Raw genomic sequence first — 24,419 nt, forward strand, 5'->3', positions numbered from 1 at the left:
ACTTCAGCGTGTAGCGGAGTGTGGCTGAATTCACTGTCGTGTCAATAAAGGCGGAGGGGACATTGCCGGGTGGCCGCGGCTGGCCCTCAGGATTCGGCGACGCGTTTGACGTCGCTCAAGACCAGGGTCAGTTTGCCGAGCGGCACGCCCGCATTCAAGAGTCCGGCGCGGTAATGGGCGAGGTCCTCGGGCCGCTTCCAGTGGAAATTGCGCAAATGGCGGTCGACATTGAGTGTCGGGTAATTAGCCATGAGCACGCGGGTCGCCTCGATCGCCTCGTCGCCCCGCCCCAATTGCGCCAGCGCCGCGGCGCGGATTGCCAGCGCCTGCAAATGGTTCGGGTTGATGTAGAGTTGCTCTCGAGCCCATGACAGGGTCGCGTCATATTGGCCCAGCAAATAATGGCTGAAGGCGTTCAGTGCGGCCCATTGGTAGCGCGGATCGCTGTTGTCGCGCTGTGCGGCCATCGAGAACAGCTCGATCGCCTCGCGGTGCTCGCCGACGGCGAAATGGCAGATGCCGAGCACGCCGCGCGCGCCGTTGTCGTAGGGGTTGAGCGCGACGGCGCGTTTGGCGGCATCCATCGCGGCCTCGTAATGGCCCTCCAGCGCGTGGGTCCAGGACAGGATCGAGAACGCAAATGACGAGCGCGGGTCGAGCCGGACGCTGGTTTCGGCAAGCTTCATCGCCTCGGCCCACATCTCGCGCGTGCCCTTGACCCAGCCGAAATGGATACTCTGGATCTGGATCGTGGCGAGATAGGCATGCGCAATCGACAGCTTGGGCTCGAGCCTGATGGCCTCCCGGAACAGGTCGACGGCGATGGCCAGGTCTTCCTTGGTTTGCCGATAATAGTGCGACAGCCCTTTGAGGAAGCGGTCCCAGGCGGTGACGTCGGTCGACAGCCGCGCCGGCGCCGAGGCCTCGGCCCGGACGATCTCGGTGGCGATGGCGGCGGACAGGTTGGTGGTGATCTCGTCCTGCATCGCGAAGAGATCGCCGATGTCGCGGTCGTAGCGGCCAGTCCAGAGCTGCTCGCCGGTCTCCGGCGCGATCAGCTCTGCGGTGACGCGGATCTTGGCTCCGGCACGCCGCACCGAACCCTGGATCAGATAGCTAGCGTCGATCTCCCGCGCGATCAGGCGGGTGCTGACGTTGTTGCCCTTGAACACGAACGTCGAGTTGCGGCTCAGCACGCGATAGAAGGATTGCAGCGACAGCGCGTGAATCAAATCTTCGGTCAGGCCATCGGAGAAATACTCGTCCTGGGCGTCGCTGAGATTGGCAAAAGGCAGCACGCCGACGATCGCGGTGCGGTACTGCTGCGAGAGGGCGGATGCCTCCCTCAGCGCGGGCGCAAGCGCCGGTGCACCCTCAGGCGTCCAGGTCCAGACCCCGATCGGATCCTTGATGTTCTTGAAGCGGTGGTTGCCGGCATCGACCAGCGGCACGGTGAGATGCTTGCCGGCCTCCTTGTAGGCCTTGGCCGAGATCGCGAAGCCGCCGGGGCTCGCCACGGCTTCGAGGCGGACGGCAATGTTGACATCGTCACCGAAGACCTCGTCCTCGTCGGCGATGACATCACCCATATGGATCCCGAGGCGGAACTGCATGGCGCGATCGGCGGGCAGATGGTGATTGCGCTCCGCCATCAGCGTCTGCATCGCGATCGCGGCCTCGGTGGCGCCGACGATCGAGGGGAATTCCAGCAGGAAGCCGTCGCCGGTGTTTTTGACGACGCGGCCGCCGTGATTGAGGATGATGGGGTGGATCGCGCTGCGATGGGCCTTGAAGGCGGCATGGGTGCCGGCCTCATCGGTGCCCATCATGCGCGAATAGCCGGCGACATCGGCGCAGACAATGGCAGCCAGACGTCTTTCCATATTCCGGAGCTCCAAGAGACTTGCAAGAGACTTGGAAGAGATCGAGGACCGGCCACGGCGTGGCCGTCGCCTCGAATCCCGCGTTCAAAGAACCCGTTCCTTATAGAGCAGATGAGGCCGAGCGAAAGTACGAACCGCATTGCAAATTCGAGGTAAATCCTCGGCAATCCCGGCAGTGGACGGGGACGAGCGAACCCACTAAGCCGGCCTCTTGGGCCACGGTTGGGCGGCGGAGGTACGTCACACATGCTGGGCATTCACGAAATCTGGCTCTTCGTCCTGTCGGGCGTGCTGCTCAACATCACGCCGGGGCCCGATACGGTCTATGTGATCGGCCGCAGCATGCAGCTGGGCTGGCGAGGTGGCGCCGCGGCCGCGCTGGGCATCAGTTGCGGCTGCTTTTTCCATGTCGCGGGCGCCGCGATCGGGCTTTCGGCCCTGCTGATGGCCTCATCGACCGCGTTCTCGATCCTGAAGCTGGTTGGAGCGGCCTATCTCGTCGTGACCGGGCTTCAGATGCTGTGGTCGCGCCCGGTGCCGGCCTCGGCCATCGACGAGCCGGTGCAGAGCTCGCTGCGGAGGGTATTCCTCCAGGGCGTCTTCACCAACGCGCTCAATCCCAAGGTCGCGCTGTTCTTCCTGGCCTTCCTGCCGCAATTCGTCGCAGCCGACTCGGCGCACAAGCCGCTCGCCTTCCTGACGCTCGGCCTGATCTTCATCTGCACGGGAACGCTGTGGTGCCTGGTGCTGGCGGCGTTCGCGGCAAGGGCCGCCCACCGCCTGCGGAGCTCCGAAGGCGCGATCGCCTGGGTCAACCGTGCCCTCGGCGGCCTCTTCATCTATCTCGGCGTCCGCGTCGCCATGCTGGAGACGCGGTAACTTCTTTTACGCGAATTCCTTCAGCAGCGCGCTGCCGGCGAGATAGAGGCCGAGCAGGATCATCGCGATCAGGAACCAGCGGCGAAACGCTTCCGCCGGCATCCGCGCCCGCACCGTTTGGCCGATGTACATGCCGGCAAACGCGCACGCCATGCCGACGGCGCCCGGCACCGCATTGGCCGGCGTCAGCAATCCGCCCGCGGTGAGGTTGAAGGCGAGCGCCAATGTCGCCGTCGTGAAGAACACGCCGAGCGCCTGCACCAGCTCGTCCTTCTCCATGCCGATCGCCTGCATGAACGGCATCGAGGGGATCACCTGCACGCCGGTCGAGGCCGAGATCACGCCGGTGACCACACCGACGACGCCACCGACCCATTTCTCGTTCTTTGGCGCAACGTGAAACTGGAATTTGTTCAGCCCGATGATCGCGTAGATGACGAGCAGGACGCCGAGCACGATCGTGCCGTAGCGCGCATGCGGGCCGGTGAGCGCGCCGGCATTGAGCCAGCACCCGATCACGGTGCCGATCATCAGCGGCCACAGCCGCCGCAGGATGTCGCGCAAATGGGGGCCGACGAAAGTCTGCCAGATGTTGGTGACGATGGCGGGCACGATCACGATGGCGATCGCGCGGCTCGGCGCCATGCTCACGGCGAGCAGTCCCATGGACACCGTCGGCAGGCCAAGCCCGACCACGCCCTTGACGAAGCCGGCGAGCAGGAAGATGGCGGCGATGAGAATGAGGAGCGGGTCGATCATATCTGCACATTGACCGATGCCGCGCGTCGGCACAATCTGTAGCTTACGGAGAAAGCCTTCGTCTGGAGCGAAGGCTGGAGGGACCCGGGATGCGCTTCGACCTCGTCGACCTCCAGCTGTTTATCGCGGTCGCCGACCAGCGCAGCATCACCCGCGGCGCGGAGCGGTCGCATCTGGCGCTAGCCTCAGCCAGCGCGCGCATCAAGGGGCTGGAGGATGCGCTCGGCGTCGCGCTGCTCAAGCGCGGGCGCCGCGGCGTTGAGTTGACCTCGGCCGGCGAGAGCCTGCTCGATCACGCCCGTCTCGTCATTCACCAGATCGACGCCATGCGGGGCGATCTCGCCGGCTTTGCCAGCGGCGTGCGCGCGAGCGTGCATTTCCTCGCGAATACCTCCGGCCTCTCGGAGCATCTGCCGAAGGCGCTTGCCGGCTTCCTGCGCGAGCATCGCGACGTCGCCATCGACATCGAGGAGCGCGAGAGCACCGACATCGCGGCCGCGATCACTGCGGGCGCGGCCGATCTCGGCTTCGCAGCCGAGCACGCGCTGCCCGATCATATCGAGCGATTCGCCTTCAGCGAGGATCGCCTGACGCTGGTGACGTCCAGGCGCGGCCCGTTCGCCGGCCGCCGCGCGATCGATTTCCAGGAGGCGGGCGCTTGCGACTTCGTCGGGCTCACCAGCGCCACCGCGCTTCAGGTGCATATTTCGAAGCACGCCGCTCGGCTCGGCATGCGGCCGCATTACCGCGCACGCCTGCGCGATTTCGACGCGATCTGCCAGATGGTCGCCGCCGATGTCGGCGTTGCCCTGGTGCCCGAAGCCGCGGCCCGCCGCTGCGCGAAACTGATGCCGCTTGCCATGGTCCGCCTGCGCGATACCTGGGCCAACCGCAAACTCGTGATCTGCGCGCGAAGCTTCAAGACGCTGCCGCGCCCGGCAAAGATGCTGGTGGAGCATTTGCGGTCTGCGGCAGTGTGAGCTCTGCGCTACCTCGCGGTCTCCACGCCAGCGTCCTTGATCACCTTCGCCCATTTCTTGGTCTCGTCCGCGATGAAGCTGCGAAAATGCTCCGGCTCATCGCCGACAAGCGTCGCGCCCTGGGCGGCGAGCTTTTCCTTCACCGCGGGATCCGCCATCGCCTTCGTGGCGAGGGCATGCAGCGCCGCGACGATCTCCTTCGGCGTGCCCTTCGGCGCCACCATGCCGTACCAGTTCTCGATGCGCAGATCGGCAAAGCCGGCTTCCGCCGTGGTCGGCACGTCAGGCGCCGTCGGCGAACGCTCGGCGGAGCCCACCGCGATCGGCCGCAGGGCGCCCGCCTTGACCTGCGGCAGCAGCACGGGGAGATCCAGGAACGTCATCTGCACCTGCTGGCCCAGCAGATCGTTCACGGCGGGCGCCGCGCCGCGATAGGGCACGTGCACGATGCCGATCTTCGCCGTCAGCTTGAACAATTCGCCGGCGAGATGCGGCAGGCTGCCGGGGCCGGAGGAGGCGAAGTTGAGCTTTCCGGGCTGCGCCTTGGCGAGCGCGATCAATTCCGCGATGTCCTTTGCGGGAACGTTGGTGGCGACAACGAGCATTTCCGGCACGGTCGCCACCAGCGTCACTGGTGTGAGGTCGTTGAGCGTATCGTAGGCGACCCTTTCCATGCTCGGGCTGATCGCCAACGCGCCGGCGCTGGAGATCGCGATGGTGTAGCCGTCGGGTGCAGCCTTGGAGACGGCATCGGTGCCGAGCACGCCGCCCTGGCCGCCGCGATTGTCGATCAGAACCGGCTGCCCTGACAGCTCCGACATACGCTGGCCGATCACCCGCGCGATGATGTCGTTGGGGCCGCCGGCCGGGAACGGCACGATCAGCTTGATCGGCCTGGCCGGGAAATTCTGGGCGGAGGCGAGCGTCGGAAACAGAAGCAGGAATGCGAGGAGGAGCCTACGCCGGGTTTTCATGCAGGCTCCCTGAAGCATGATCCGGAAAAGTGTGCAGCGGTTTTCCGAGAGGATCATGCGCAAACAATAGATCGCCTATCCGTTGAGCAGTTTCAGTGCTTCTTCGTGAACCCTGGCGTCGCCGGCCGCGACGATACGGCCGCCGCCCTGCGCCGGCTTGCCTTCCCAGGTGGTGACGACGCCGCCGGCGCCGGTCACGATCGGGATCAGGGCTGCGATGTCGTAAGGCTTCAGCTCGGTCTCAACCACGAGATCGACGTGACCTGCCGCCAGCATGCAATAGGAGTAGCAGTCGCCGCCATAGCGCGACAGCCGCGCGCCCTGCTCGATGCGGCCGAAGATGGCGCGGTCGCGCTCGTTCATCAGCAGCGGGCTGGTGGTGTAGGTCGTCGCCTCCGACAGCGAAGCACAGCGCCGGACCTGGAGCCGGCGCTCGCCGGAGGGGCCTTTATAATGAGCGGAGCCGCTGTCGCCGGAAAAGCGTTCGCCGATGAAGGGCTGGTGCATCATGCCGTAGACCGGCGTGCCCTTGTGCAGGAGCGCGATCAGGGTGCCCCAGATCGGAAAGCCGCCGATGAAGGATTTGGTGCCGTCGATGGGGTCGAGCACCCAGACATAGTCCGAATCCTCGCGCTCGTTGCCGAATTCCTCGCCGACGATGCCGTGCTGGGGAAAGTTGGCCTTGATCAGACGCCGCATCACCGCCTCCGCAGCGCGATCGGCCTCGGTCACGGGGTCGAATTCCCTAGTCTTGCTCTTGTCCTCGATCGACAGCGAGGTGCGGAAGAATGGCAGGATGGTTTCGCCGGAGGCGGTGGCGAGCCGTCCGATGAAGGCGGAGAAATCGATCACCGTCACGGCGTATCCTCAAAAAGCGAAAGTCGGGTGAAGCTCACTCCTGCCTAGCTCAAATCGGAAGAATCGTGCAGCGCTGTCTTGCTTTTGCACCCTGGTATTTTGGATGCGGGAAGCATTCGCCTCGTCGAAGACACCCGCTGGGCAAATATCGATCATTGAGTTGAAACCTTAGTTCCGGGCCTGCCTTGTTCGTATGCAAATGACTATCAACCCATTGAATTTCCTTATCAAAGGAACTGAATCTGGGTTTCTCTGGAAGCAACCGAGCTATGTCCTCATTGCATGGGAAATCGCTCGAAAGCCCTTGCACTTTGTGCGTCGCGGCCGCATATTGTTGCGGTGCGGTAGCGCTTCTCGCGTTACTGCTGCCCTCCTTGGGCGTTTCCTCCCTAGACTTGGGCCGCTTCTTCATTAGAAGCGGCCCTTTTTTCTTTCAGCCTCTGCTTTCTCTCAGCATCGGCTTTCATTTCAATGCGCGCCGCGAAACGCGTTCGCGCTGATCGCACCCAACACAATCGTTAGAAGAAAAACGTTGCGCCTATTCCGCCGCGGCCTGGAACGGGCCGAGATCGCCGAACGGGATCGTAGTCGCCAGCACGTCGGCGAGCACGCCGAAGTCCGACGCCACTTGCGCAAAGCGTGGACTGCGCTCGCGCCGCCGCTCGTCCATGTAGATTGCGCGGTTGAGCTCGAGCTGCACGGCGTGCAGGCCACTGGCCGGGTTGCCGTAATGCTCGGTGATGAAGCCGCCGGCATAGGGCTTGTTGCGGCCGATCGAATAGCCGAGGCCGGCCATGGTCTCCTCGACCCGGTCGGGCAATAGCGGCGTGCAGCTCGTGCCGTAGCGGTCGCCGATCACGATGTCGGGCCGGCGCGGCTCGTCGCGGGAGACGCCGACCGAGGGCATCGAATGGCAGTCGACCAGCACGACGGTGCCGAACATCTGGTGCACCCTGTTGATCAGCCGGCGCAGCGCGCGATGATAGGGCTTGTACAACGTCTCGATCCGCCCCAGCGCGTCGTCGACCAGGATGCGCTCGCGATAGATCTCCTGGCCGTCGCCGACCACGCGCGGAATGGTGCCAAGTCCGCCGGCAACCCGCATCGAGCGGGTGTTGGCAAAGCTCGGCAGGCGCCCGGTGAACATCCGGGGATCGAGCTCGTAGGGCTCGCGGTTGACGTCGACATAGGAGCGCGGAAAGTTGACCCGCACGGTCGGAAAGCCGCGCTCGCTGAGATGGCCGATCAGCTCGTCCATGAAGGAATCTTCGGAACGCCGCAGCGTCGGCAGGTCGATCCTGGAGGCGCTGAGAAATTCGTCCGGATAGGTCGAGCCGGAATGGGGCGAGTTGAAGATAACAGGCGCGCGCCATTGCGCGGGCTCAACGATCTCGAAGGCTGGCGACTTGTCGCCGTCAAACCGGGTCATCTTCTCAGGCTTCGTCCCTTGGTGTCAGGCTTCGTCCCTTGGCAATCAGGCTTTGCCCGTTGGTATCAGGCTTCACCCTTGGCGCCGCACGATCCAACAAGCCCGGCACCGGCCTCAACGCATTGATTCGGCCGATCGGGCGGCTCTTATGTGTCGTCATTGTCCGGAATCGCAACCATCCTGCCAAGCGAAAAGATGAGATCTGTGCTGGAACATGTCTTAACCCTGCGGGCAGCGAGGTGGGGACCGGCAAGTACGGCTCGATTGCTTCGAACTGCTTTCAGGTTCACAAGGGGCCGGCAAGCACGGCCGGCTGAGGGTAAAGATTTTCACCCCAAATTTACCCTCCGTCGGGCTTAGTGACCTCTGCTGATATCCTCTGGGGATTCGACATTTCCGCCATGCCAAAGATCCTGCTCGCCGAAGACGACAACGACATGCGCCGTTTCCTGGTCAAGGCGCTGGAAAACGCCGGTTTTCAGGTCTCGTCCCACGATAACGGCATGGCCGCCTATCAGCGGCTGCGGGAAGAGCCGTTCGAAATGCTGCTCACAGACATCGTGATGCCGGAGATGGACGGCATCGAGCTCGCCCGCCGGGCCTCGGAACTCGACCCCGACATCAAGATCATGTTCATCACCGGCTTCGCCGCGGTCGCCCTGAACTCGGATTCGGACGCCCCCAAGAACGCCAAGGTGCTGTCCAAGCCTGTGCATTTGCGCGAATTGGTCAGCGAAGTGAACAAGATGCTGGCGGCCTAAATCGGCCGCCTTCCGTCCTTGCACCGGCTCCCCTGAGCCGTTATAGGGACCCGACCCGATCTAGACGACATCTAGGGCGCGTAGCTCAGCGGGAGAGCACTACCTTGACATGGTAGGGGTCACAGGTTCGATCCCTGTCGCGCCCACCATCCTTCGCTCGCGATAGCCGAGTGAAGGATGCCACGCCGAAGCCCAAGGGGCGCAGGCGGGCTCCCGCCGCGAGCTACGGCTCGGCAAGCCACCAATCTGATTGCGGCGAAGCGTGTCCGGCGTAGCTCGAAGAGCGGAGACGGACTGGAGCGGCAGCCTCCTTAGCCGACATACCGCCGCTAAATCCCCCTATTTCAGTTCCGTATTCGCGACCGGAAGGATGGAGGCGACGTGCCAGCCGTCCGCATCCTGAACGTAGGTCTGGCTGATCAGAAACGTATTTTGTTGTGGCGGCTTGCCCGGAAGGCCGCGCGTAAAGACGATCGGCACGAGGACCTGCATGACCTCGTTCGAGATCACGGCGACGTGGAATTTCGACATGTCGGGTTCGAGGTGCCAGGTGCCTTCGTAATACGCCTTGAAGCGGTCGGCGACCGCATCGCGCCCTCTCGTCTCTATGCCTCTCGCAAACAACAGCGTGCTCGGCGAATTCCAGAGCATGGCTTTCACATCGTCCGCGTTATGCGCATTCTGCGCGGCAATGAACTTGTCGAAGATGGTTCGCGCCTCGGCATCATTTGCGGCAGCCAGCGCAGGTCCGACCGGCCAGAACGTTGCGGCGAAAAACAGCGCTGCGGTCATCACGGCAAGATGGAGGCGTCGCGCAATCGGTCGTGACCCGGCGCTGGCCAAAAACTTCCTGGGAAGGATCATGTTCACCTCGTTGTTTGCCGGCTGGCGTTTTGAATGCTGGTTGTCATACCATTGATCGCTTCGCTGATTTTTCAGGATCGCGCGATCAGAGCTCACAGCTGCATCACAGATGCGTTGGATCAGGCTGTCGGATGCCGCGGGACGCAACCGGCAAGCTCTCGCCGCCGGCGTCAAGTTGAGTTATCGTCTTGCAGTGTCATTAGCTCGGATGACATCCGGGCCACGATGCCGCCTGGCGCGATCCGGCCACATCACGGTGAAGGGAATGCGCACCATGCGAGGGAGCTGTCTTGCCGTGGCGATATTGTCGCTGATGGCGTCGCGGGCCGACGCCGCCATCATCGACTGGCAGGCTGAGCTCCAGCGCTGCCGCGCGCTGCGCGAAAACGTGGCGCCACTGCTGCAAGCCGGCCAAGGGATATCCGCGGTCGGCCGCTCCAATACGGCCGTGCGCCGTTGCATCTGGATCCAGCGCCGGGCGGTGCGCAAGAAAATCCCCGGCGCGGAGACCTGGTAGCTACGCAGACCGGCATCTGCCCATCTCTGAACAGACGTGTCCGAAAAGACGTGTCTGCAAAAAACTTGCCTGAAATAGACTTGCCTCAAATAGACTTGGACCCGCGCACGATCGTCTCCATAATCGACGCGGAAAGTGCATTGCTGCGGCAATCAACCCGCCAACAAAAATGCGGCACACTGCAAGGGAACTGGAGACGCCGATGTTCAAAACCCCGAGTCCGAAATTCGTGATGGCGCTCGCCGTCGTCACAGGCCTCGCGATGGCGCAAGCCCACGCGGATTCGTCGCTGCCGGTGGGACCGAAAGTCGGCGATCAGGACCTGTCCGGCTTTTATCGCTGGCCCCAAGCCCTCCCAGAAAGCCCCGGCGTGATGCTGCGCAGGGAGGCGATGCTTGCGCAGCCGGAGATCACGAGCGCCGGTGTCGCCGAGCGCATCCTCTACACGTCCACGGATGTGCGCTGGTACGCCGGTATCGTGCCGGTGAGCGGTACGGTCTATCTGCCCAAGGGCGAGCCGCCGGCCGGAGGCTGGCCGCTGGTCGCGTGGGCGCACGGCACGCTCGGCGTGTCGGATTCCTGTGCGCCGTCCTGGACCGGGCACAAGCCGCGCGATGCCACCTACATCCAGCGCTGGCTCGAGAACGGGTTTGCGGTGGTGGCGACCGATTATCAGGGGCTCGGCGGCGCGGGGCCGCATCCGTATCTGATCTGGGAGGCGGAAGGGCGCTCCGTGCTCGACGGCGCGCGTGCTGCGCTCGCCGCGTATCGCGACAAGCTCGCTTCAAAGGTTTTCGTCACCGGACAATCGCAAGGCTCGGGCGCCGCAATCGGCGCGACCGTGATCGCGGAAAGCTACGCGCCCGACGTGCCGCTGATCGCCACCGTGGCGACGGGCCTGGTGTCCACGTTCCCCGATGGTCCCTATAAGCCGCCGCAGACGACCGCGATCGCTTCGCCGATCTATACGTCGCTGATGATGCTCGGCGGCTCGTTGCCGGATGGCGCGCCGTCCGCCGACGATCTCGTCTCCGACAAGGGCAAGCCGGTCCTGAAAGCGGCGCGTGAAAGCTGCACGCCTGAGATGCGCGAGGTCGCGCGCAAGGACGGCATTACCGCCCAGAACGTCTATGTCGAGCCCATCGCCAATGTGCTGGCGCGGTTGACGCCGATCACGGACATGAAGGCCGTGCGGCTGAAGGTGCCGGTGCTGCTCGGGACCGGTCTTGCCGATTCCACGCTGGTCCCGACACGGCAATATGCCGAAGTCGCGGCGCTGTGCGCGGCCGGCAACGAGGTGGTCTGGAAGACTTATCCCGGCGCGACGCACAATGGCGGCCTGAACGCGGCCTTCCCGGATGCGCTCGCGTTCTTCCGCGGCATGCTCGCCGGACAAAAGCCGCGGGCCAATTGCGCGGGAATTGCCGAGCCCGGCGCTCCGGGCGAGGCCGCGAAGGGCATCGCTTTCAACGATTAGCTCACGAGATACTTCTTCACCGCCGCCTCGTCCCACACAATTCCGTTGCCGGGCTCCTCGCCCGGCAGGGCAAAGCCGTCCTTGACGATCAGCCGCGTTGAAAGCACCGCGTCGGCCCAGTCGACATATTCGAGCCAGTGCGCGGTGGGCGTTACGCACAAAAGATGCGCGCTGACTTCCGAGAACAGATGCGTCGACATCTCGATGCCGGCGGCGTGCGCCAGCGCGGCGGCGCGCAGCCAGCCGGTGACGCCGCCGATGCGCTGCACGTCGGGCATCACGAAGTCGCAGGCCTCGGCGGAGAGCGCGGATTGCATCGCGAACGCGCTGTCGAAATTCTCGCCGATCTGGACCGGCGTGCGCAGCGCGTCCGCGATACGGGCGTTGCCCTCATAATCGTCGTGACGGATCGGCTCCTCGATCCAGGTCAGCCCCTCGTCGTCGAGCATCTCGCCGCGGCGGATCGCCTCGGTCACCGTCAGCGCCTGGTTGTAGTCGCACATCAGCGTCACGTCGTCGCCGACGGCCTTGCGCACCGCGCGCACCACCTTGAGGTCTTCCCGCGCATCGGGACGGCCGACTCGGATCTTTGCGGCCTGAAAGCCCTCGGCCAGCAGCTTGTGGGCTTCCTCCACCGCGGCATCCGCCGGCATGATGCCGAGCCCCTTCGAATTGTAGGCCCTGACCGGTTTTGGCGCGCCGCCGAGCAGCCGCGCCAGCGGCAGGCCGCGTGCGCGTGCCAACGCGTCCCACGCCGCCATGTCGATGCCGGATTGCGCCAGCCGCTGCAGGCCGGCGAGGCCGAGCAGGGTGAAGCGCTGGGTCAGCTTGCGCTCGATCTCGAACGGCAGCAGCTCGTCGCCCGCAAGCAGCTCCGACATTTCCGCGACCATTGCCGTCAACGGCTTCAAGGCCGACGGCGTGATCGAGAACAGATAGGCGTGCCCTACGGCACCCTTGTCGGTCTCGCAGTCGATCAGCACCAGCGGCGCCTTGGCAACCGCACCGGTCGAGGTCTGGAGCGGCAGTTTCATCGGCACGATCACGGCGCGGGCAGTGAAGCGCCTGATGCGGATGGTCTCGGTCATTCGGATGATCTCCGGAAGTGAATGCAGGTTCGTGCCGATCTTAAACGTCTGTGATGAAACGAAAAGCCGCCGACCGCGACCACCATAAAATGGGGTTGCGCGGGAGTTGAAGCCGGCGTGAGAAGCCGAATTCAGTCCGGGCGTGCCCGGATGTTGCCAAGACTCAGGTGCGTCGCCTCTCCCGCTTGCGTGAGAGGTCGGCGCCGTCCGGGCGATGCGAAGCATCGTCCCGCGCGCCGGGTGAGGGCTTTCTCCTCTTGGGGGCTCTCGATTGCGGATGCACCGTCTCCCCAACCCTCCCCCGCAAGCGGGGGAGGGAGCGCACCTCTCCCTTCGATGCGATAAACGCCGACGCTCCCTCAAGCGGGCAACTGCCCTGCCCGAGTCAGCTCACCGCGCCGCGCCTTCCGTGAAGGCCGTCTCGATCACATCGCCGAAGGGTTGCCAGGAGCGGCCGTCGAACTGGACCAGCCGCATCTGCCTGATCGGCAGGTAGCTGTTCGGCGAGGTGTTCATCCTGATGTTGGGCAGCGCGACCGAGGGTTGATAATTCCTCAGCGAAGCCGCCTGACGCATGATGTTCTCGCGCGAGAGGTCATCGCCGCATTGCTTCAGCACCTGCGTCAGCGCCTCGGCCGCGGCATAGCCATAGAGCGCCGCGCTGCTGTTGGTGCTTTCGTCGTGATGGTATTTGTCCATGAAGGCGAACCAGTCCTTCATGGCGGGATCGTCCTTCCATGCGGGATCGCTAGGATCCTTCAGGAAGGCCGCCGAGATCACGCCGGAGGAATTCTCTAGGCCTGCGGGCGCCATCGCGTTGGCGATCGAGGCCGAGGCGTCGTTGACGATGAAGACCGGGCGCCATTTCATTGACGCTGCCAGCTTGATCACCTTGGACGCCGTCGACGGTACGCCGAGAAAGACGAAAATATCGGCACCGGCGCGCTTGAGGATCGAGACGTGTCCGTCGAGATGCTCGTCGGCAATGTCGAAGGCGATGTCGACGAGGACGAGACGGTTCAGATCGCCAAGGCCTTCCTCCATGCCCTTGAGAAGCGCACGCCCGAACTGGTCGTTCTGCCAGAGCACCACGATCTTCTTCCTGGGATAATAGGCCTGGAGATAGTTGGCGTAGATGCGCCCCTCCGACCGGAACGACGGCTGCCAGCCCATGGTCCAGGGAAACGCCTTGGCCTGGCTCAGCTCCTCGTCGCCGGAGGCGACGAACAGCTGCGGAATCTTCTTCGCGTTCAGATACCAGCGCGCGGCGAGATTGCCCGGCGTGCCGAACGAGCCGAACATCAAATGCACGTCGTCCGTCTCGACCAGCTTGCGGGTCAGCTCCAGCGCGGTCGTGGGGTCGGAATTGTCGTCGCGGGTGATGAAGCGGATCTTGCGGCCGTTGATGCCGCCGCGCGCATTGATCATGTCGAAATAGGCGGCTTCCGCCTGGCCAATGGCGCCGAACTCCGAGAGGGGTCCCGAATAGGGCATGACATTGCCGATGCGGATTTCGTTGTCGGCGGTGGGTTGATCGGCGCGCTCCTGCGACATCGCCCCGAGCGAGGCGTAGGAGATGATCAGAACGAACAGCAGCCTGCCGGTGACGCGCATGCTCGACACCTTGTCGTTGGCCCCCAACGAGGTCGGCTCACTCCGCAGCAAGGCGATTGATCTACGTCAAGCGTTTGTCAAAGCTGTGGCCGGACGGCGGGCTTCTTGCCGGCCGAACGGAATGGCAAGCGTATTGACGTGCCGACCGTGGCGGGCCGTCCGCGGACCTCGAACTCGATCTCGACCCCGCGGTCGCGAAACCGGACGATACAGTGCAGGTTGCCGATGAAAAATGATTCTATCTGTGAAAGTTCACATTTGGGATAGCGGGCCTTAGTTTGGCTGGTGGTCAATATTGACCGGTGGCAGCAGAGCTTGCCGTTCCATCATGTTCCATCACCGCTCCCATTGGCATCCATCGATGACAGAGAGTATTGCGCTCCCGCCGGATCCAGGCAAGCCTCATGACCATTCAACGACCGCCTTGTCCTAAATGCCAGGCAACAACGATGCTGGTGCGCATCACACCTGGCCCCGCCGGTTTTGACATTCGTACCTTCGAATGTCCCGCTTGCGATTTCGTCGATCAGATCGCGGTCGATCTGGTCGACCCGATGAGATCGGCCCATACCTTGGCTTGGTTTCACAGCGAATTGCGGGCGCCTACGTAGGAACGCGCCCTACCCGGAACGATCGAGCGCCGAAAGCCTGGACGTGGGCGTTGGTTGAGAATAACCGATTGCAACGCTCGGCTTGGCAGGGACGGTGACGTGCTCAGTATGGATCGGTCCGACCTTGAGTGTTCCGCTCAGCGCTATTCTTCAGCGATCTTAGTGCTGCGCTTTGACAAACATGTCGAAGGAGGGTTTCCGAAAGACGGACGACCAATTCTTTCAAGTCCTTGTTCTCCTTTTCGAGAGAGTGGAGGGCGCGCTCCATTCGCAGTTCGTCTTCGAGACTCCGGGGCCAAAGGGTTGGCTGTCTTCGCTCGGTGATCATCCCTTCCTCCCAACAGCGCTACGTATCTCTTCGCGCTCTTTGGCATGACGCCCCCCAAAAAAACTACGTGCTCTCAACGACGATTCGCAGCTCAATATTGCTCAGCTTCGGCGGTTATCGCATTGGGTATCAGAAGGCTCGATTTGCCGGGGCGCTCTCAGTCGCCGCACTCGGATACGATGCTCCTTGCTACGAATCTCCTCGCTGTGAGGAAATGAGGCCTGCTAGGACAGCCATGTTGTCCAACCCTTCTACCTGCCGCCGGTGGTAGACGTAGTCACCCGAAGATCCGCATCAATAATGCTTTGCCGACGGGAGCGGCGCGTATGCCGGTGAATGCACTGACGTAGTCACCGGAATAGAAAGCGCGAATGAGATCGATGCGCGTGTTCAGGGTTTCATCAAACCGGACCGCAAATCCATCCCCGGTTCGTCGCACGACCAGGGCAGCTACTTTTCTTTCCTGGAGGGTGCAATGAACCGCGGTCCCGACTGGCGGTGGCTTGTCGCTCACGAAGCGGGCGCCCGTGATCGACATGTCTGCCAAACGGTAGATGAACTGCCGGCCACCGAGATTGAAAAGAACCGGCTCATCTCGCTCGAACCGCTCGGCCTTCCGTCGCCGCGGCTGCTCGATCGACACCAAGCAGACGATCATCAGAATGATCGCGTTGTACAAACTCCAGGCGAGCGCCAGGCTGCCATAGGCGATCATGTCGCCTTGCACATGAAGCACGAAGGCATAGACGATACCCGCGAGCGTAATCGCCAGTGCGGTGCCGTATACCCTGAGCAGTGGCCACTCGATGAAGCGTTGATCGCGATCCCCGCCCTTTGCGGTGACCTTGAATTTGTGCCCCTGCGTCTTGAGCAGCCCCGCCGCCACGGCCTTGAGAACCGCCGGCAGTGCAATGTATTGAGCGACATCCGACATCACCGCCATGGAGCGTCCGCGGGAAATCCAGGCCATGGTGAGCGAATACCAGACATAGAAGGGTAGGAAATATCCGAGGAGTTCGAAAAGATCCGCCTGGACGGCTTTGACGCCGAAGAGAAGATAAAGGCTCGGAACGACGAGACCGAATACCTTGACGACATAGGTCGAGGTCCAACTCATGAATGCTTCGATGAGAGACAGCCTGTCGATAACATCCAGCTGCGATCTTCGGGAAAAAGGGCCACTTCGCCCGCGAAAGATCTGCATGAAGCCAAGACACCATCGGCTGCGCTGGGTGATGTACTCCTTGAGGCCCTCCGGGGCCAGCCCCAAGGTCAGACGTTCGTTCAGGTACACCGTGCCCGCGCCAATTTCCTTCAGCCGCAGCGTCAGCAAGTAGTCCTCCGTCACGGAGTCGGTCGGAAAGCCGCCAATTTTCGCGAGGGATGAGAATCTGATGACCGACGACGTGCCGCAACAAAAAGCCACGCCCCAAGCGTCTTTCGATGGCATCAGAATATCGAAGAAGAAACGCTGCTCGTCCGGCCAGACCTTGGTCGCGGCCAGGTTGGTTTGGATCGGATCCGCATTGATGAAATGCTGAGGCGTTTGCACCACGCCTACGCGCTGATCGCCGAACAAGCACATCGCGCGGGCGAGGAATTCGGGCATCGGAACGAAATCGGCGTCGAGGATCGAAATGAAGTCAGGGGGATCGGCGAGCTCCGCCACATGCCGCAGGGCGTGATTGATGTTGCCAGCCTTGGCGTCGGTGTTGTCGGGGCGCGCCAGATAGCGGCAGCCGAGCTGGCCGGCAAGCTTTTCGAGCCAGTCACGCCGCCCGTCGTCCAGAACCCAGACACGGTAGTTGGGATAGTTCATTCCCGTGGCGCCGATGATTGTGCGCTCCAGGATCGACGTTTCCTCGTTGTAGGTGCAAACGAATACGTCGATCAGCGGAGCTTGCCGCCCGGCAAACCACCGCCCGTTGGCTTCGACTTGCGGCGTACGATCGGTCGTGCGGCTGAGAAATACCAGCGACAGTGCACCCGCTGCAAGCGATGCAGCCTCGACGATGAGGAACAGAAATCCCACGGCGAAATCGGCGGTCCAGCCGACGGGCGGGACCGTTGCCGTCATGCGCCATCCAAAATAACGGAGCATGAGCAGCAACACGATTGAAATCATCAGCGAACGCGCCGCGGAGTTTTCGTGCCTGAGCCAGGGAAGGACGGCAACGCAGAACCCGAGCGCAATAAGGCCCGGCGTCAGCGCGGCGATCATGGCTTTCTCGCCGTGTCTGCCGAGAAGATGACGCGTCCGGTTCGCCCGACCGGACAATCGTTGGAGCCATCGTTGAGGTCGGGGACAGAAATCGTCGCGCGATACGGTTCCTTGCTCAGCGCATCGGGATTAATGGCGAGGTTCGCTGCGGCCCCTGCGGAGCCGGTGAGATTGACGACGGTGCCAGCCAATTCGGGCCCGCCGGCGCTCGGCCGGAAATGTGCGAGAGATCCCAGTTTCAGCCCGTTATACACGCTCTCAGTGACGTTCGCCGTCACCACGGCACCGGAACAATCGAGTAGACGGACGAGCGGTTGTCCGGCCCGGACGTCCTCTCCAGGCGCCGTCATGACCTCCCATATTCGGCCGGCGATGGGGAATTTGATGTCCGCCTCGGAGCGGCTGATGTAACGAGATCGTTCGGATTCAATCTCGCCGACGAGCCACGAGATTTGCGCATCAGCATGCGCTACGTCCGCGGTGAGCCCTTCAGCCCGCTGCCGCATTTCCTCCTCACGCTGCACCGAGCTCGGACGATCGTTGTAGCTGTCGCCGAGGAACGTGCCCTCGCGCGCGGCGGTGAGCTCAACCTGGGTTGCATCCAGGCGGCGGCGCGCGCCGATTTCGGTTTGCTGGGCAATGGTTTGATCCCGCGTCAAGCGCCCAAGCTCGACAGACGAAACGCTGCCCGATTTGATAAGCGATGAAGCTCGTTCCACCGCGGCCGCCGCCTCCTCGCGACGCGCTGCGGCGGCTTCGATTGATGTTTGGATTTCTGCGATGCGCGCCTCGAGCTGACGGATGCGCCCCGCTGTGAACAGGGCCGCCTGACGCGCCAGATCCTTCTGCGCCGCCTGGGCTGAAGCTATCTTCGAAACGAGGCTCGGCCTTTCGTTTTCGAGGCGAGACATCTGACTGCGTAGATCATCGAGCCGCACGCGGTCTCCGCGCGGATTGACGACACGAAGGATGAAAGTGCCCTCGCCGACGATGCCTAAATCGCCTGCCAGACTGGCCCCCGCTGAAATCTTCCCGTCGATCGGCGACCTCAATGTCACGAGCCTGGAATTGACGACGGCTTCGACGCTTGACGTCTGGAAAAGCGCCCTGAGCGGCAGCCAGCCGAATACTGCGACGATGGCGATGCCCGCTGCGGCCTTCACAAATCGGCGAAGCGTCCGGCTCGGCTTGGATTGCGCCAGATCCGCGGCCGCAGCGCCGCCAGTTGCCGGGGCATCGGTATTGCCGGGACTGAGACGCGCATCCAACGCGCGTTGCAAACCGTGCGCGTCATGGTTTCCGTCCATCGCGAGAGGCTTCGCGATATCTGGACCGCCGCTTTCGAGCGTCGAACCGAAACGCGTTTTGTTTTGCATCATACACCTGACAGCTAACGCGCAACCTCAGAGCGAGATGCCGTCGGCCGGACCCAAATGCAATCTTGGTGTTGAAAGAGTTAGTTGAAACAAGAGAACTGTCTGCAATAGAGAGCCGCCAAGAGCCGCGTTGGCCGAACGGGAACAGGGTCGGTGCTACCGTTCGGCTGATAAGTTGACGAGGTGCAGCTTGGTGGCTTGGGCCGGCGCGGGCGAAGCCGGTGGCATTGCCTTCTCAAAGTCCGCGAGAATGCTGGCGCCGAGCTCCGAGGCGGGGATCGGCCGGCCGAAGAAGAAGCCTTGCACCTGATCACCCTCGGCCGCCTCGAGAAAAGCTGCCTGGTTGGCGGTTTCGACGCCTTCGACCGTGACGCGCATGTGCAGTTCCCGTCCGAGCGCGATGATCGCTTTCACTACTGTCCCGACCTGACAATGGGGGCCGTTGAGGCTCTGCATGAAGGCTCGATCGATCTTGATCTTGTCGAACGGAAAGCGCCACAGATAGCTGAGGCTCGAATAGCCAGCCCCGAAATCGTCCATCACGATGGCAACGCCCATCGTCTTGAGCGTCCGGAGTTGCGCCATGATCGTTTCGGTGTTGCCGAGCAGCAGGCTTTCGGTGATCTCCAGTTCGAGCCGGTGCGCCGCGAGTCCAGCCTCTGTTAGTGCGGTGGCGACGATGTCACCGATGTTGCCCGCCACGAACTGCGCGGGTGACAGGTTCACTGCAACGGTCAGGTGCGCCGGCCAGGTCGCGGCCGTGCGGCATGCCTCCCGCAATACCCACGCCCCGATCTTGTCGATAAGCCGCAAGTCCTCGGCGACCGGAATGAAGGTCAATGGCGGAATGAGGGTTCCGTCCGCCGCGGGCATCCGGATCAGCGCTTCGAATCCGGCAAGGCGGCGCCGGGATACTTCGAAGAGCGGCTGGTAATGCAATTCGAAGCGATCATTCAGCACCGCCTCGCGAATCGCCCTCTCAAGCTCGATGCGCGCTTGCAGCTCGGTGTCCATTTCGGGCAGGAAAAACCGGATGCAGTTGCGGCCGGCTGCCTTGGCCGCGTAGAGCGCGAGGTCAGCACTCTTGAGCAACCCCTCGGGGCTGGTGTCTTCCCCCGTCGCCAGCGCCACGCCGATGCTAGCGGTGGTGAGGATCTCGTGCTGCTTGAATTTCACGGTCGCATTTATCGCGGCGGCGAGATGGCTCGCAAACGACTCGGCCTGAGCTTTGCCGGCGATGCCGCACTGCACGACCACGAATTCGTCGCCGCCGAGCCGCGCCACCACGTCGTCGATCCTGACCGCGGCGCGAAGACGCTTGGCGATGGACTTGAGCAGAAAATCGCCGCCGTCGTGACCAAGCGAATCGTTGACCTCCTTGAAACGGTCGATGTCGATGAAGTGTACGGCAAGGCTGCTGCCCCGCATCGGCAGGCGAGCGATGGCGCTCTCCAGTTTTTCGATCAGCTGCGGGCGATTGGTCAGCCCGGTCAACGCGTCATGATGGGCGAGAAACCGGATGCGCCGGTCAGCGTGCTTCACCTTTGTTTCCCGATACCAGGCAATTGCGGGAATGGAGAAGGCGAGACCTGACAGCAGGCAAAGAAACACGGCTGCGGTCAGGAACGTATTCGGTTTCATCCACGTAGGCCGCAACGACAGCGGTGAGGCGACCGTCGGTCTGGATCGGGACATAGGCGCGGGCGAAGAATGCCGGTCGGTCGGGCGAATTTCCCTCCCCGACGTCGATGATCGGTTGACCGTCAACCGCTGATCGCGCTGCATCGGGGCTATATTCAGACAAGTCGACGAGCGCGATCTTTTCGCGGGTCGAAACGAACTGGGAGTAGCCATTACGGTTGAATATTTCGTAGTGAAAGACCTCGCCGGAATTTCGCGCCGACCGGAAGAACGCCATGCTCGCGGCGGAAGGCTGCTCGCCGCCGGCGATCTGCTCGAGATCGGCGACACTGGCCGCAAGGAACCTCGCCCAGCTACGAGCGGTCGACGTCGCATCTTGACGGAGAAGATGTTCGGTCGTGATTTTCAGGGTGGTCCCGGCGCCCAGCAACAGAATGGCGAGCGCGGCGACGATGGTGACGATGTTTCGCTGAGGCCGGATCCCGGCGAGTGACGGCATCAGTGCTACCGCGTCGATCGCATTTTCGTGAGCTCGGCCCGAGCGGTTTTCAGCAGCTCGGCATTGCGCTCACTTTTCGAAGCCCAATCGTCGGCAACGGCCGCGAACACGGCATTGGCCGCATCGAGGTCCGACGGCGAGGGTATGGTCACCTGGCGTTTGGGATCGGTCTTCAGCTCACCCATGATGCTGTTTTCCACGGCTTCGTAGGTATCCATGAAGCGCCCGGCAGACCATGCACCACTGTATTTGAGGATGATCGCCTGCGCCGATTTCGGCAGCCGGTTGAACGTCTTCCGATTCATCAAGACCATCAGCGGCGCGCCGCCGACACCAAGAAGGTAATGATAAGTCGCAACGCGTTTGATGCCGTAATCGACCACTGAAGCAGGGTTCACGAGGGCGCCATCGATGCTGCCGTTGCCGATGGCTTCGGAGATCTTGTTGACCGGCAGGAGCACAGGCCGCGCCCCGAGCTTTTCGAGCGCTGCGGCTTCGCCAGGATTGTTGACGCGAATTCTCTTGTCCTTGAGATCGTTCAACGACGTGATCGCGATATTGCTGTGGATCGTCTCAGGCTCGCTGACATAAGCGCCGATCACGATGTAGTCATCGTATCCTTGCAGCGCGTTGGCGGCCATCAGCCGGCCGAACACCGCAACGGACTCCCGCATGCTCGCAAACAGGCCGGGCATTTCGATGATTGCGTTATCCGCAAACCGGTTGCGCGTCAGCCCCGTCACGACGTAGGCGATGTCGGCCCTACCGTCGAGCACGAGCTGGGGCTGCTCAGCCGGATCCTTGCCAAGCGCGCCGCTGAAATAGGTTTCAATTTCGATCTGGCCTCTGGCCTCGGTGTTGACCGCCTCGACGAACGGCTTGACCGCGGCGAGATAACTCGTCGAGCGGTCGGAGCTGAAGAAGGCCAATTTGAGCTTGACCGGTTCGGCGGCTGAGGTCGAAATCAACGCAAACGAGATCACCGCGCATCGTGCCAGCAACGTAAGCATCGGTTTTCCGATCGTGGCAGCGACGGGTCACACAGTTGTGCGAAACGCCGATTTTCTCGGTCTCTAGCGGACCCTCATAGATTGAACTACTTCAAGTAACTCTCCTAGATAGCACGCGGTGCTCCAGGCGGCGACCAGGATCGCGAATCGTGGTTTAAGGCGTGCTAACGTCGGCGAGGCGTGGCCGGTATCGGCGTGCTCCCGGCACGCCGCTACGGCAGACCGCGCGCCTCGAGCTGATGCACCAGCAGCAGCGTCGGCTCGGCGAGGCTGTCGCCGGAGCCGTCGAGACCGAAGGCGCTCGCGATGCCGTCGCGGCTGCGCAGCAGCGCACTACGCGGACAATGGCCGGCGCCGCAGAGCGTCTTCTTCAGGGTCTCGCCCTGCGCCGTGATGCCGGCGGAATCATCCGCGGCCCAGGCCAGCACGATCGGGACGTCGACATTGAGGATGCCGGGGAAGACCGAGCGCTTGTTGTACTGGCTGGCGTCGCTGCCGAGATAGGCCTTCTCGCTGTCGCTCGCGTCCTTGCCGGCGCGGTAGACGCCGGACACCAGCACGACTGCCGCAACATCGGCGCGGTCGGTCTGGAGTTCGGGATGGGCCAGCAGGGTGGCGACATGGAAGGCGCCGGCGCCGTAGCCGACTGCGACGATCTCGCGGGCATCGCCGTTGAACAGGTCGATATTGCCGTGGACCCAGGACAGCGCCGCCGCTACGTCGGTCGCACCCGCCGGCCACGTCGCCGAGGGCGCCAGCCGATAGTTGACGCGCACGCCGACCATGTCGTTGCGTGCGGCAAAGCACATGGCTTGGTCCTGGATCTGACGCGACAGCTCCGGCGCGGCGCGGTCGCCGGTGAAGGTGTCGCCGGTCACGAACAGCAGCACCGGCCGCGGCGTATCCGCCTTGGTCGTGGCGGTGGCGACATCGAGCACATTGGCTTCGCTCTCGCCGTAGCGCAGGCCGCGCGAGAAGGTGACCTGCTCGCACAGCCGCGCGGTGCCGCCCGCGGTGGTGTCGTTGTCGGTGAGGCCCACCCGGACGAGATCGGACGGCGCGTCCGGCCGCATCGGTAGGGGACCTTGTGCGGAGGCTGCCGTCAGGCCCAGAGTCAGAAAAAATGCGAGAAAATTCTTCATGTCGGTGTTGGCCCTGCGTGCCCGATATGGGCTCGCGCGTTTGGCCCGTCTTTTCAATTCGCCTTATTAGTTAGCTGGTCATGAGGCGATTTCACGGCACCCATGGTTCTCTCGGTTCGTCCTCCGCGCGTGGTTCAATTCCCCGGCTGAAACGTGCACTCCGCCCCGCTGCCGTCCTTCCGGCGGATTGCGTTGGGGTCGATCGTGCAGCTCAGCTTGGTCAGGCTCTCGAAATTCGATCCCGCGGCGCCGTCGGACGGAATGCCGGCCAGTGCTTCGGTGGCGAAGATCTCGCTGGCCGTGGAGCCGTTCACCGTCCTGGTCTTCTTGCCGAAGGTGACCTCGCAGTTCCGCATGGTGATGTCGACATTGCCGGCGCGACAGACGATTCGATCGGCGGTCACCACGATCGGCTTCTTGTAGGGAATGTCGCTGTTGGCGGCGAATAGCATCGCCATTGCCTTCTTCTCGGCGCCGGACAGGACCGACGATAGCGGCGCGATCACCCCCGCGAGCGCCAGCGCCGTCGAGCCCGAGACTTTTGCGGGCGTCGCGTCGGAGGCATCGGCGACGCCGGAGGCGGTAGCGACAACGAGGGTGCAGGCGAGGATCAATCGACCGGGCTTCATCTTGGCTCCCTGGACCTGCAGTCGCGGCTTCTTCCCGCGCGGCGCGTGGAACCAGTTTAGCATGTAAACGCGAATTGGAAGGCAAGTTCGCCGGGCCTTGCGCCTTTGCGCGGTGCGGCTGTTTTGCCCCGAGGTGTCAAACGGTTATGCCGCGGGGCCGAGCCTCGCGCCGACACGGCCGTTCTACTGTGCATGGGGTTGTTTTCGCGTTTTTTTGTTTTGGCCCGCTCTTCAGGCCTGCTTCATCGTCCGGAAGGTGATGGAATAGCGGCGCGCCTCGACCGGCGGGATGCTGTGCTCCCATTGCGACCGCGCCTCCCCGTCCATCATGTAAAGCGAGCGCGGCAGAGCTTCGAGCGTGTGGCGCTCCCATTTGTCGCCGCCGCGGCGGCGGAAGCGGAATTTGCAGGACGAGCCGAGCGACAGGCCGAGGATTTTGTCGAAATGCGGCTTGTCGCGATGCCAGCCGATGCCGACGCCGGCGTCGTATTCGGTGCAGAGCACTTGCCGCACGCTGCCGGCGGCAAGCCCCGCCCATGCCTCGACCTGCCGTGCGGCGGGGACGACCCAGTCCGGGATCGGCTCGGCCTCGGCCAGCCGCTGCAATGTGTAGTCATAGCGATAGCCGAAGGACGCCACCCGGCGGTTGCCCTCGAAGGCGCCGAACTGGAAGCGCTGGAGCGGCAATGCTGCGATGCGGCCGATGAGCGCCTGCTCGGCGGCGGCCTCGACGAAGTCATCGGTGTAGCGAAGGCCGGCAGGCCCTGCTTGCGGATCGGCGAACAAACCAAGCTGCGTCATTCCTCGCATTTCCGTGATGGAACCTAATGGTGGCTGATGCGACTTACATATGACGCGGAAAGTAACGTGCGAGGCTGT

General features: G+C 63.2%; 22 protein-coding genes and 1 tRNA gene. 7 read left to right on the top strand and 16 right to left on the bottom strand.

What is annotated here, in order from left to right; translation table 11 throughout:
• Positions 1-86 precede the first annotated feature (86 nt).
• Entirely contained in the window at positions 87-1,883 is a 1,797-nt protein-coding gene (locus tag FXB41_RS06470) for an adenylate/guanylate cyclase domain-containing protein (RefSeq protein ID WP_219680650.1), read from the bottom strand.
• A 246-nt stretch (positions 1,884-2,129) separates the two neighbouring features.
• On the opposite strand from FXB41_RS06470, the gene FXB41_RS06475 reads away from it, so the two are divergent.
• The gene (locus tag FXB41_RS06475; RefSeq protein WP_219680653.1) at positions 2,130-2,762 is read left to right on the top strand and encodes a LysE family translocator; all 633 of its coding nucleotides are present in this window, start codon (positions 2,130-2,132) and stop codon (positions 2,760-2,762) included.
• A 6-nt stretch (positions 2,763-2,768) separates the two neighbouring features.
• Here FXB41_RS06475 and FXB41_RS06480 read toward each other — a convergent pair whose 3' ends face one another.
• The gene (locus tag FXB41_RS06480) at positions 2,769-3,521 is read right to left on the bottom strand and encodes a sulfite exporter TauE/SafE family protein (protein WP_007597114.1); all 753 of its coding nucleotides are present in this window, start codon (positions 3,519-3,521) and stop codon (positions 2,769-2,771) included.
• Between the two features lie 89 nt (positions 3,522-3,610).
• Between FXB41_RS06480 and FXB41_RS06485 the strand changes: the two genes are divergently transcribed.
• A complete protein-coding gene (locus FXB41_RS06485) occupies positions 3,611-4,501 on the top strand; it encodes a LysR substrate-binding domain-containing protein (protein ID WP_007597112.1) in 891 nt (296 codons plus the stop codon).
• 8 nt (positions 4,502-4,509) lie between these two features.
• Here FXB41_RS06485 and FXB41_RS06490 read toward each other — a convergent pair whose 3' ends face one another.
• The 3 genes from FXB41_RS06490 to FXB41_RS06500 all read right to left on the bottom strand — a co-directional run bounded on the left by FXB41_RS06490 (position 4,510) and on the right by FXB41_RS06500 (position 7,762).
• Positions 4,510-5,475, bottom strand: a complete 966-nt coding sequence (locus FXB41_RS06490; RefSeq protein WP_219680655.1) for a Bug family tripartite tricarboxylate transporter substrate binding protein — start codon at positions 5,473-5,475, stop codon at positions 4,510-4,512.
• A 75-nt stretch (positions 5,476-5,550) separates the two neighbouring features.
• Positions 5,551-6,333: a histidinol-phosphatase gene (gene hisN, locus FXB41_RS06495; RefSeq protein WP_219680659.1), complete on the bottom strand. Its 783-nt coding sequence runs from the start codon at positions 6,331-6,333 to the stop codon at positions 5,551-5,553.
• Between the two features lie 538 nt (positions 6,334-6,871).
• On the bottom strand, positions 6,872-7,762 hold the full coding sequence (locus FXB41_RS06500; protein ID WP_219680662.1) for an N-formylglutamate amidohydrolase: 891 nt from the start codon (positions 7,760-7,762) through the stop codon (positions 6,872-6,874).
• 401 nt (positions 7,763-8,163) lie between these two features.
• Between FXB41_RS06500 and cpdR the strand changes: the two genes are divergently transcribed.
• On the top strand, positions 8,164-8,523 hold the full coding sequence (gene cpdR / locus FXB41_RS06505) for a cell cycle two-component system response regulator CpdR (RefSeq protein ID WP_007597092.1): 360 nt from the start codon (positions 8,164-8,166) through the stop codon (positions 8,521-8,523).
• Between the two features lie 74 nt (positions 8,524-8,597).
• A tRNA-Val gene (locus FXB41_RS06510) sits at positions 8,598-8,672 on the top strand.
• A gap of 190 nt (positions 8,673-8,862) precedes the next feature.
• On the opposite strand, the gene FXB41_RS06515 is transcribed toward FXB41_RS06510, so the two are convergent.
• Positions 8,863-9,561 carry a Cif family virulence factor gene (locus FXB41_RS06515; protein ID WP_246648659.1) on the bottom strand — a complete coding sequence of 233 codons (699 nt, stop codon included), beginning with the start codon at positions 9,559-9,561 and terminating at the stop codon, positions 8,863-8,865.
• Positions 9,562-9,661: 100 nt separating this feature from the next.
• On the opposite strand from FXB41_RS06515, the gene FXB41_RS06520 reads away from it, so the two are divergent.
• Positions 9,662-9,904 (top strand): hypothetical protein, encoded by a 243-nt coding sequence (locus FXB41_RS06520; protein ID WP_035995285.1) that lies wholly within the window; start codon positions 9,662-9,664, stop codon positions 9,902-9,904.
• 202 nt (positions 9,905-10,106) lie between these two features.
• Complete coding sequence (locus tag FXB41_RS06525) at positions 10,107-11,381, top strand: lipase family protein (protein WP_219680665.1); 1,275 nt, start codon at positions 10,107-10,109, stop codon at positions 11,379-11,381.
• Here the strand turns inward: FXB41_RS06525 and FXB41_RS06530 are convergent.
• Positions 11,378-12,469, bottom strand: coding sequence for an enolase C-terminal domain-like protein (locus FXB41_RS06530; protein WP_219680668.1), 1,092 nt, complete (start codon positions 12,467-12,469; stop codon positions 11,378-11,380). The two genes, FXB41_RS06525 and FXB41_RS06530, sit on opposite strands and share 4 nt — an antisense overlap.
• Before the next feature lie 390 nt (positions 12,470-12,859).
• Positions 12,860-14,083, bottom strand: a complete 1,224-nt coding sequence (locus FXB41_RS06535) for an ABC transporter substrate-binding protein (protein WP_219680742.1) — start codon at positions 14,081-14,083, stop codon at positions 12,860-12,862.
• Positions 14,084-14,532: 449 nt separating this feature from the next.
• Here FXB41_RS06535 and FXB41_RS06540 point away from each other — a divergent pair, with 449 nt between their 5' ends.
• A complete protein-coding gene (locus tag FXB41_RS06540; RefSeq protein ID WP_219680670.1) occupies positions 14,533-14,694 on the top strand; it encodes a response regulator in 162 nt (53 codons plus the stop codon).
• 605 nt (positions 14,695-15,299) lie between these two features.
• On the opposite strand, the gene FXB41_RS06545 is transcribed toward FXB41_RS06540, so the two are convergent.
• From FXB41_RS06545 to FXB41_RS06575, 8 genes are all read right to left on the bottom strand, one after another.
• Positions 15,300-17,243, bottom strand: a complete 1,944-nt coding sequence (locus FXB41_RS06545; RefSeq protein ID WP_219680673.1) for a glycosyltransferase — start codon at positions 17,241-17,243, stop codon at positions 15,300-15,302.
• Positions 17,240-18,622, bottom strand: coding sequence for an HlyD family secretion protein (locus FXB41_RS06550; protein ID WP_035993653.1), 1,383 nt, complete (start codon positions 18,620-18,622; stop codon positions 17,240-17,242). The genes FXB41_RS06545 and FXB41_RS06550 overlap by 4 nt, the downstream gene beginning before the upstream one ends.
• Before the next feature lie 153 nt (positions 18,623-18,775).
• Complete coding sequence (locus FXB41_RS06555; protein WP_311985801.1) at positions 18,776-20,161, bottom strand: putative bifunctional diguanylate cyclase/phosphodiesterase; 1,386 nt, start codon at positions 20,159-20,161, stop codon at positions 18,776-18,778.
• Positions 20,148-20,759, bottom strand: a complete 612-nt coding sequence (locus tag FXB41_RS40525; RefSeq protein ID WP_246648667.1) for a hypothetical protein — start codon at positions 20,757-20,759, stop codon at positions 20,148-20,150. The genes FXB41_RS06555 and FXB41_RS40525 overlap by 14 nt, the downstream gene beginning before the upstream one ends.
• 5 nt (positions 20,760-20,764) lie before the next feature.
• Complete coding sequence (locus FXB41_RS06560; RefSeq protein WP_007597075.1) at positions 20,765-21,769, bottom strand: TRAP transporter substrate-binding protein; 1,005 nt, start codon at positions 21,767-21,769, stop codon at positions 20,765-20,767.
• A gap of 212 nt (positions 21,770-21,981) precedes the next feature.
• Positions 21,982-22,911 (bottom strand): alpha/beta hydrolase, encoded by a 930-nt coding sequence (locus FXB41_RS06565; protein ID WP_219680676.1) that lies wholly within the window; start codon positions 22,909-22,911, stop codon positions 21,982-21,984.
• A 134-nt stretch (positions 22,912-23,045) separates the two neighbouring features.
• Positions 23,046-23,540 (bottom strand): hypothetical protein, encoded by a 495-nt coding sequence (locus tag FXB41_RS06570; RefSeq protein ID WP_219680678.1) that lies wholly within the window; start codon positions 23,538-23,540, stop codon positions 23,046-23,048.
• 231 nt (positions 23,541-23,771) lie between these two features.
• Complete coding sequence (locus tag FXB41_RS06575) at positions 23,772-24,341, bottom strand: alpha-ketoglutarate-dependent dioxygenase AlkB (RefSeq protein WP_219680681.1); 570 nt, start codon at positions 24,339-24,341, stop codon at positions 23,772-23,774.
• Positions 24,342-24,419: the final 78 nt, after the last annotated feature.

The sequence above is a fragment of the Bradyrhizobium canariense genome (assembly GCF_019402665.1).
GTDB lineage: Bacteria > Pseudomonadota > Alphaproteobacteria > Rhizobiales > Xanthobacteraceae > Bradyrhizobium > Bradyrhizobium canariense.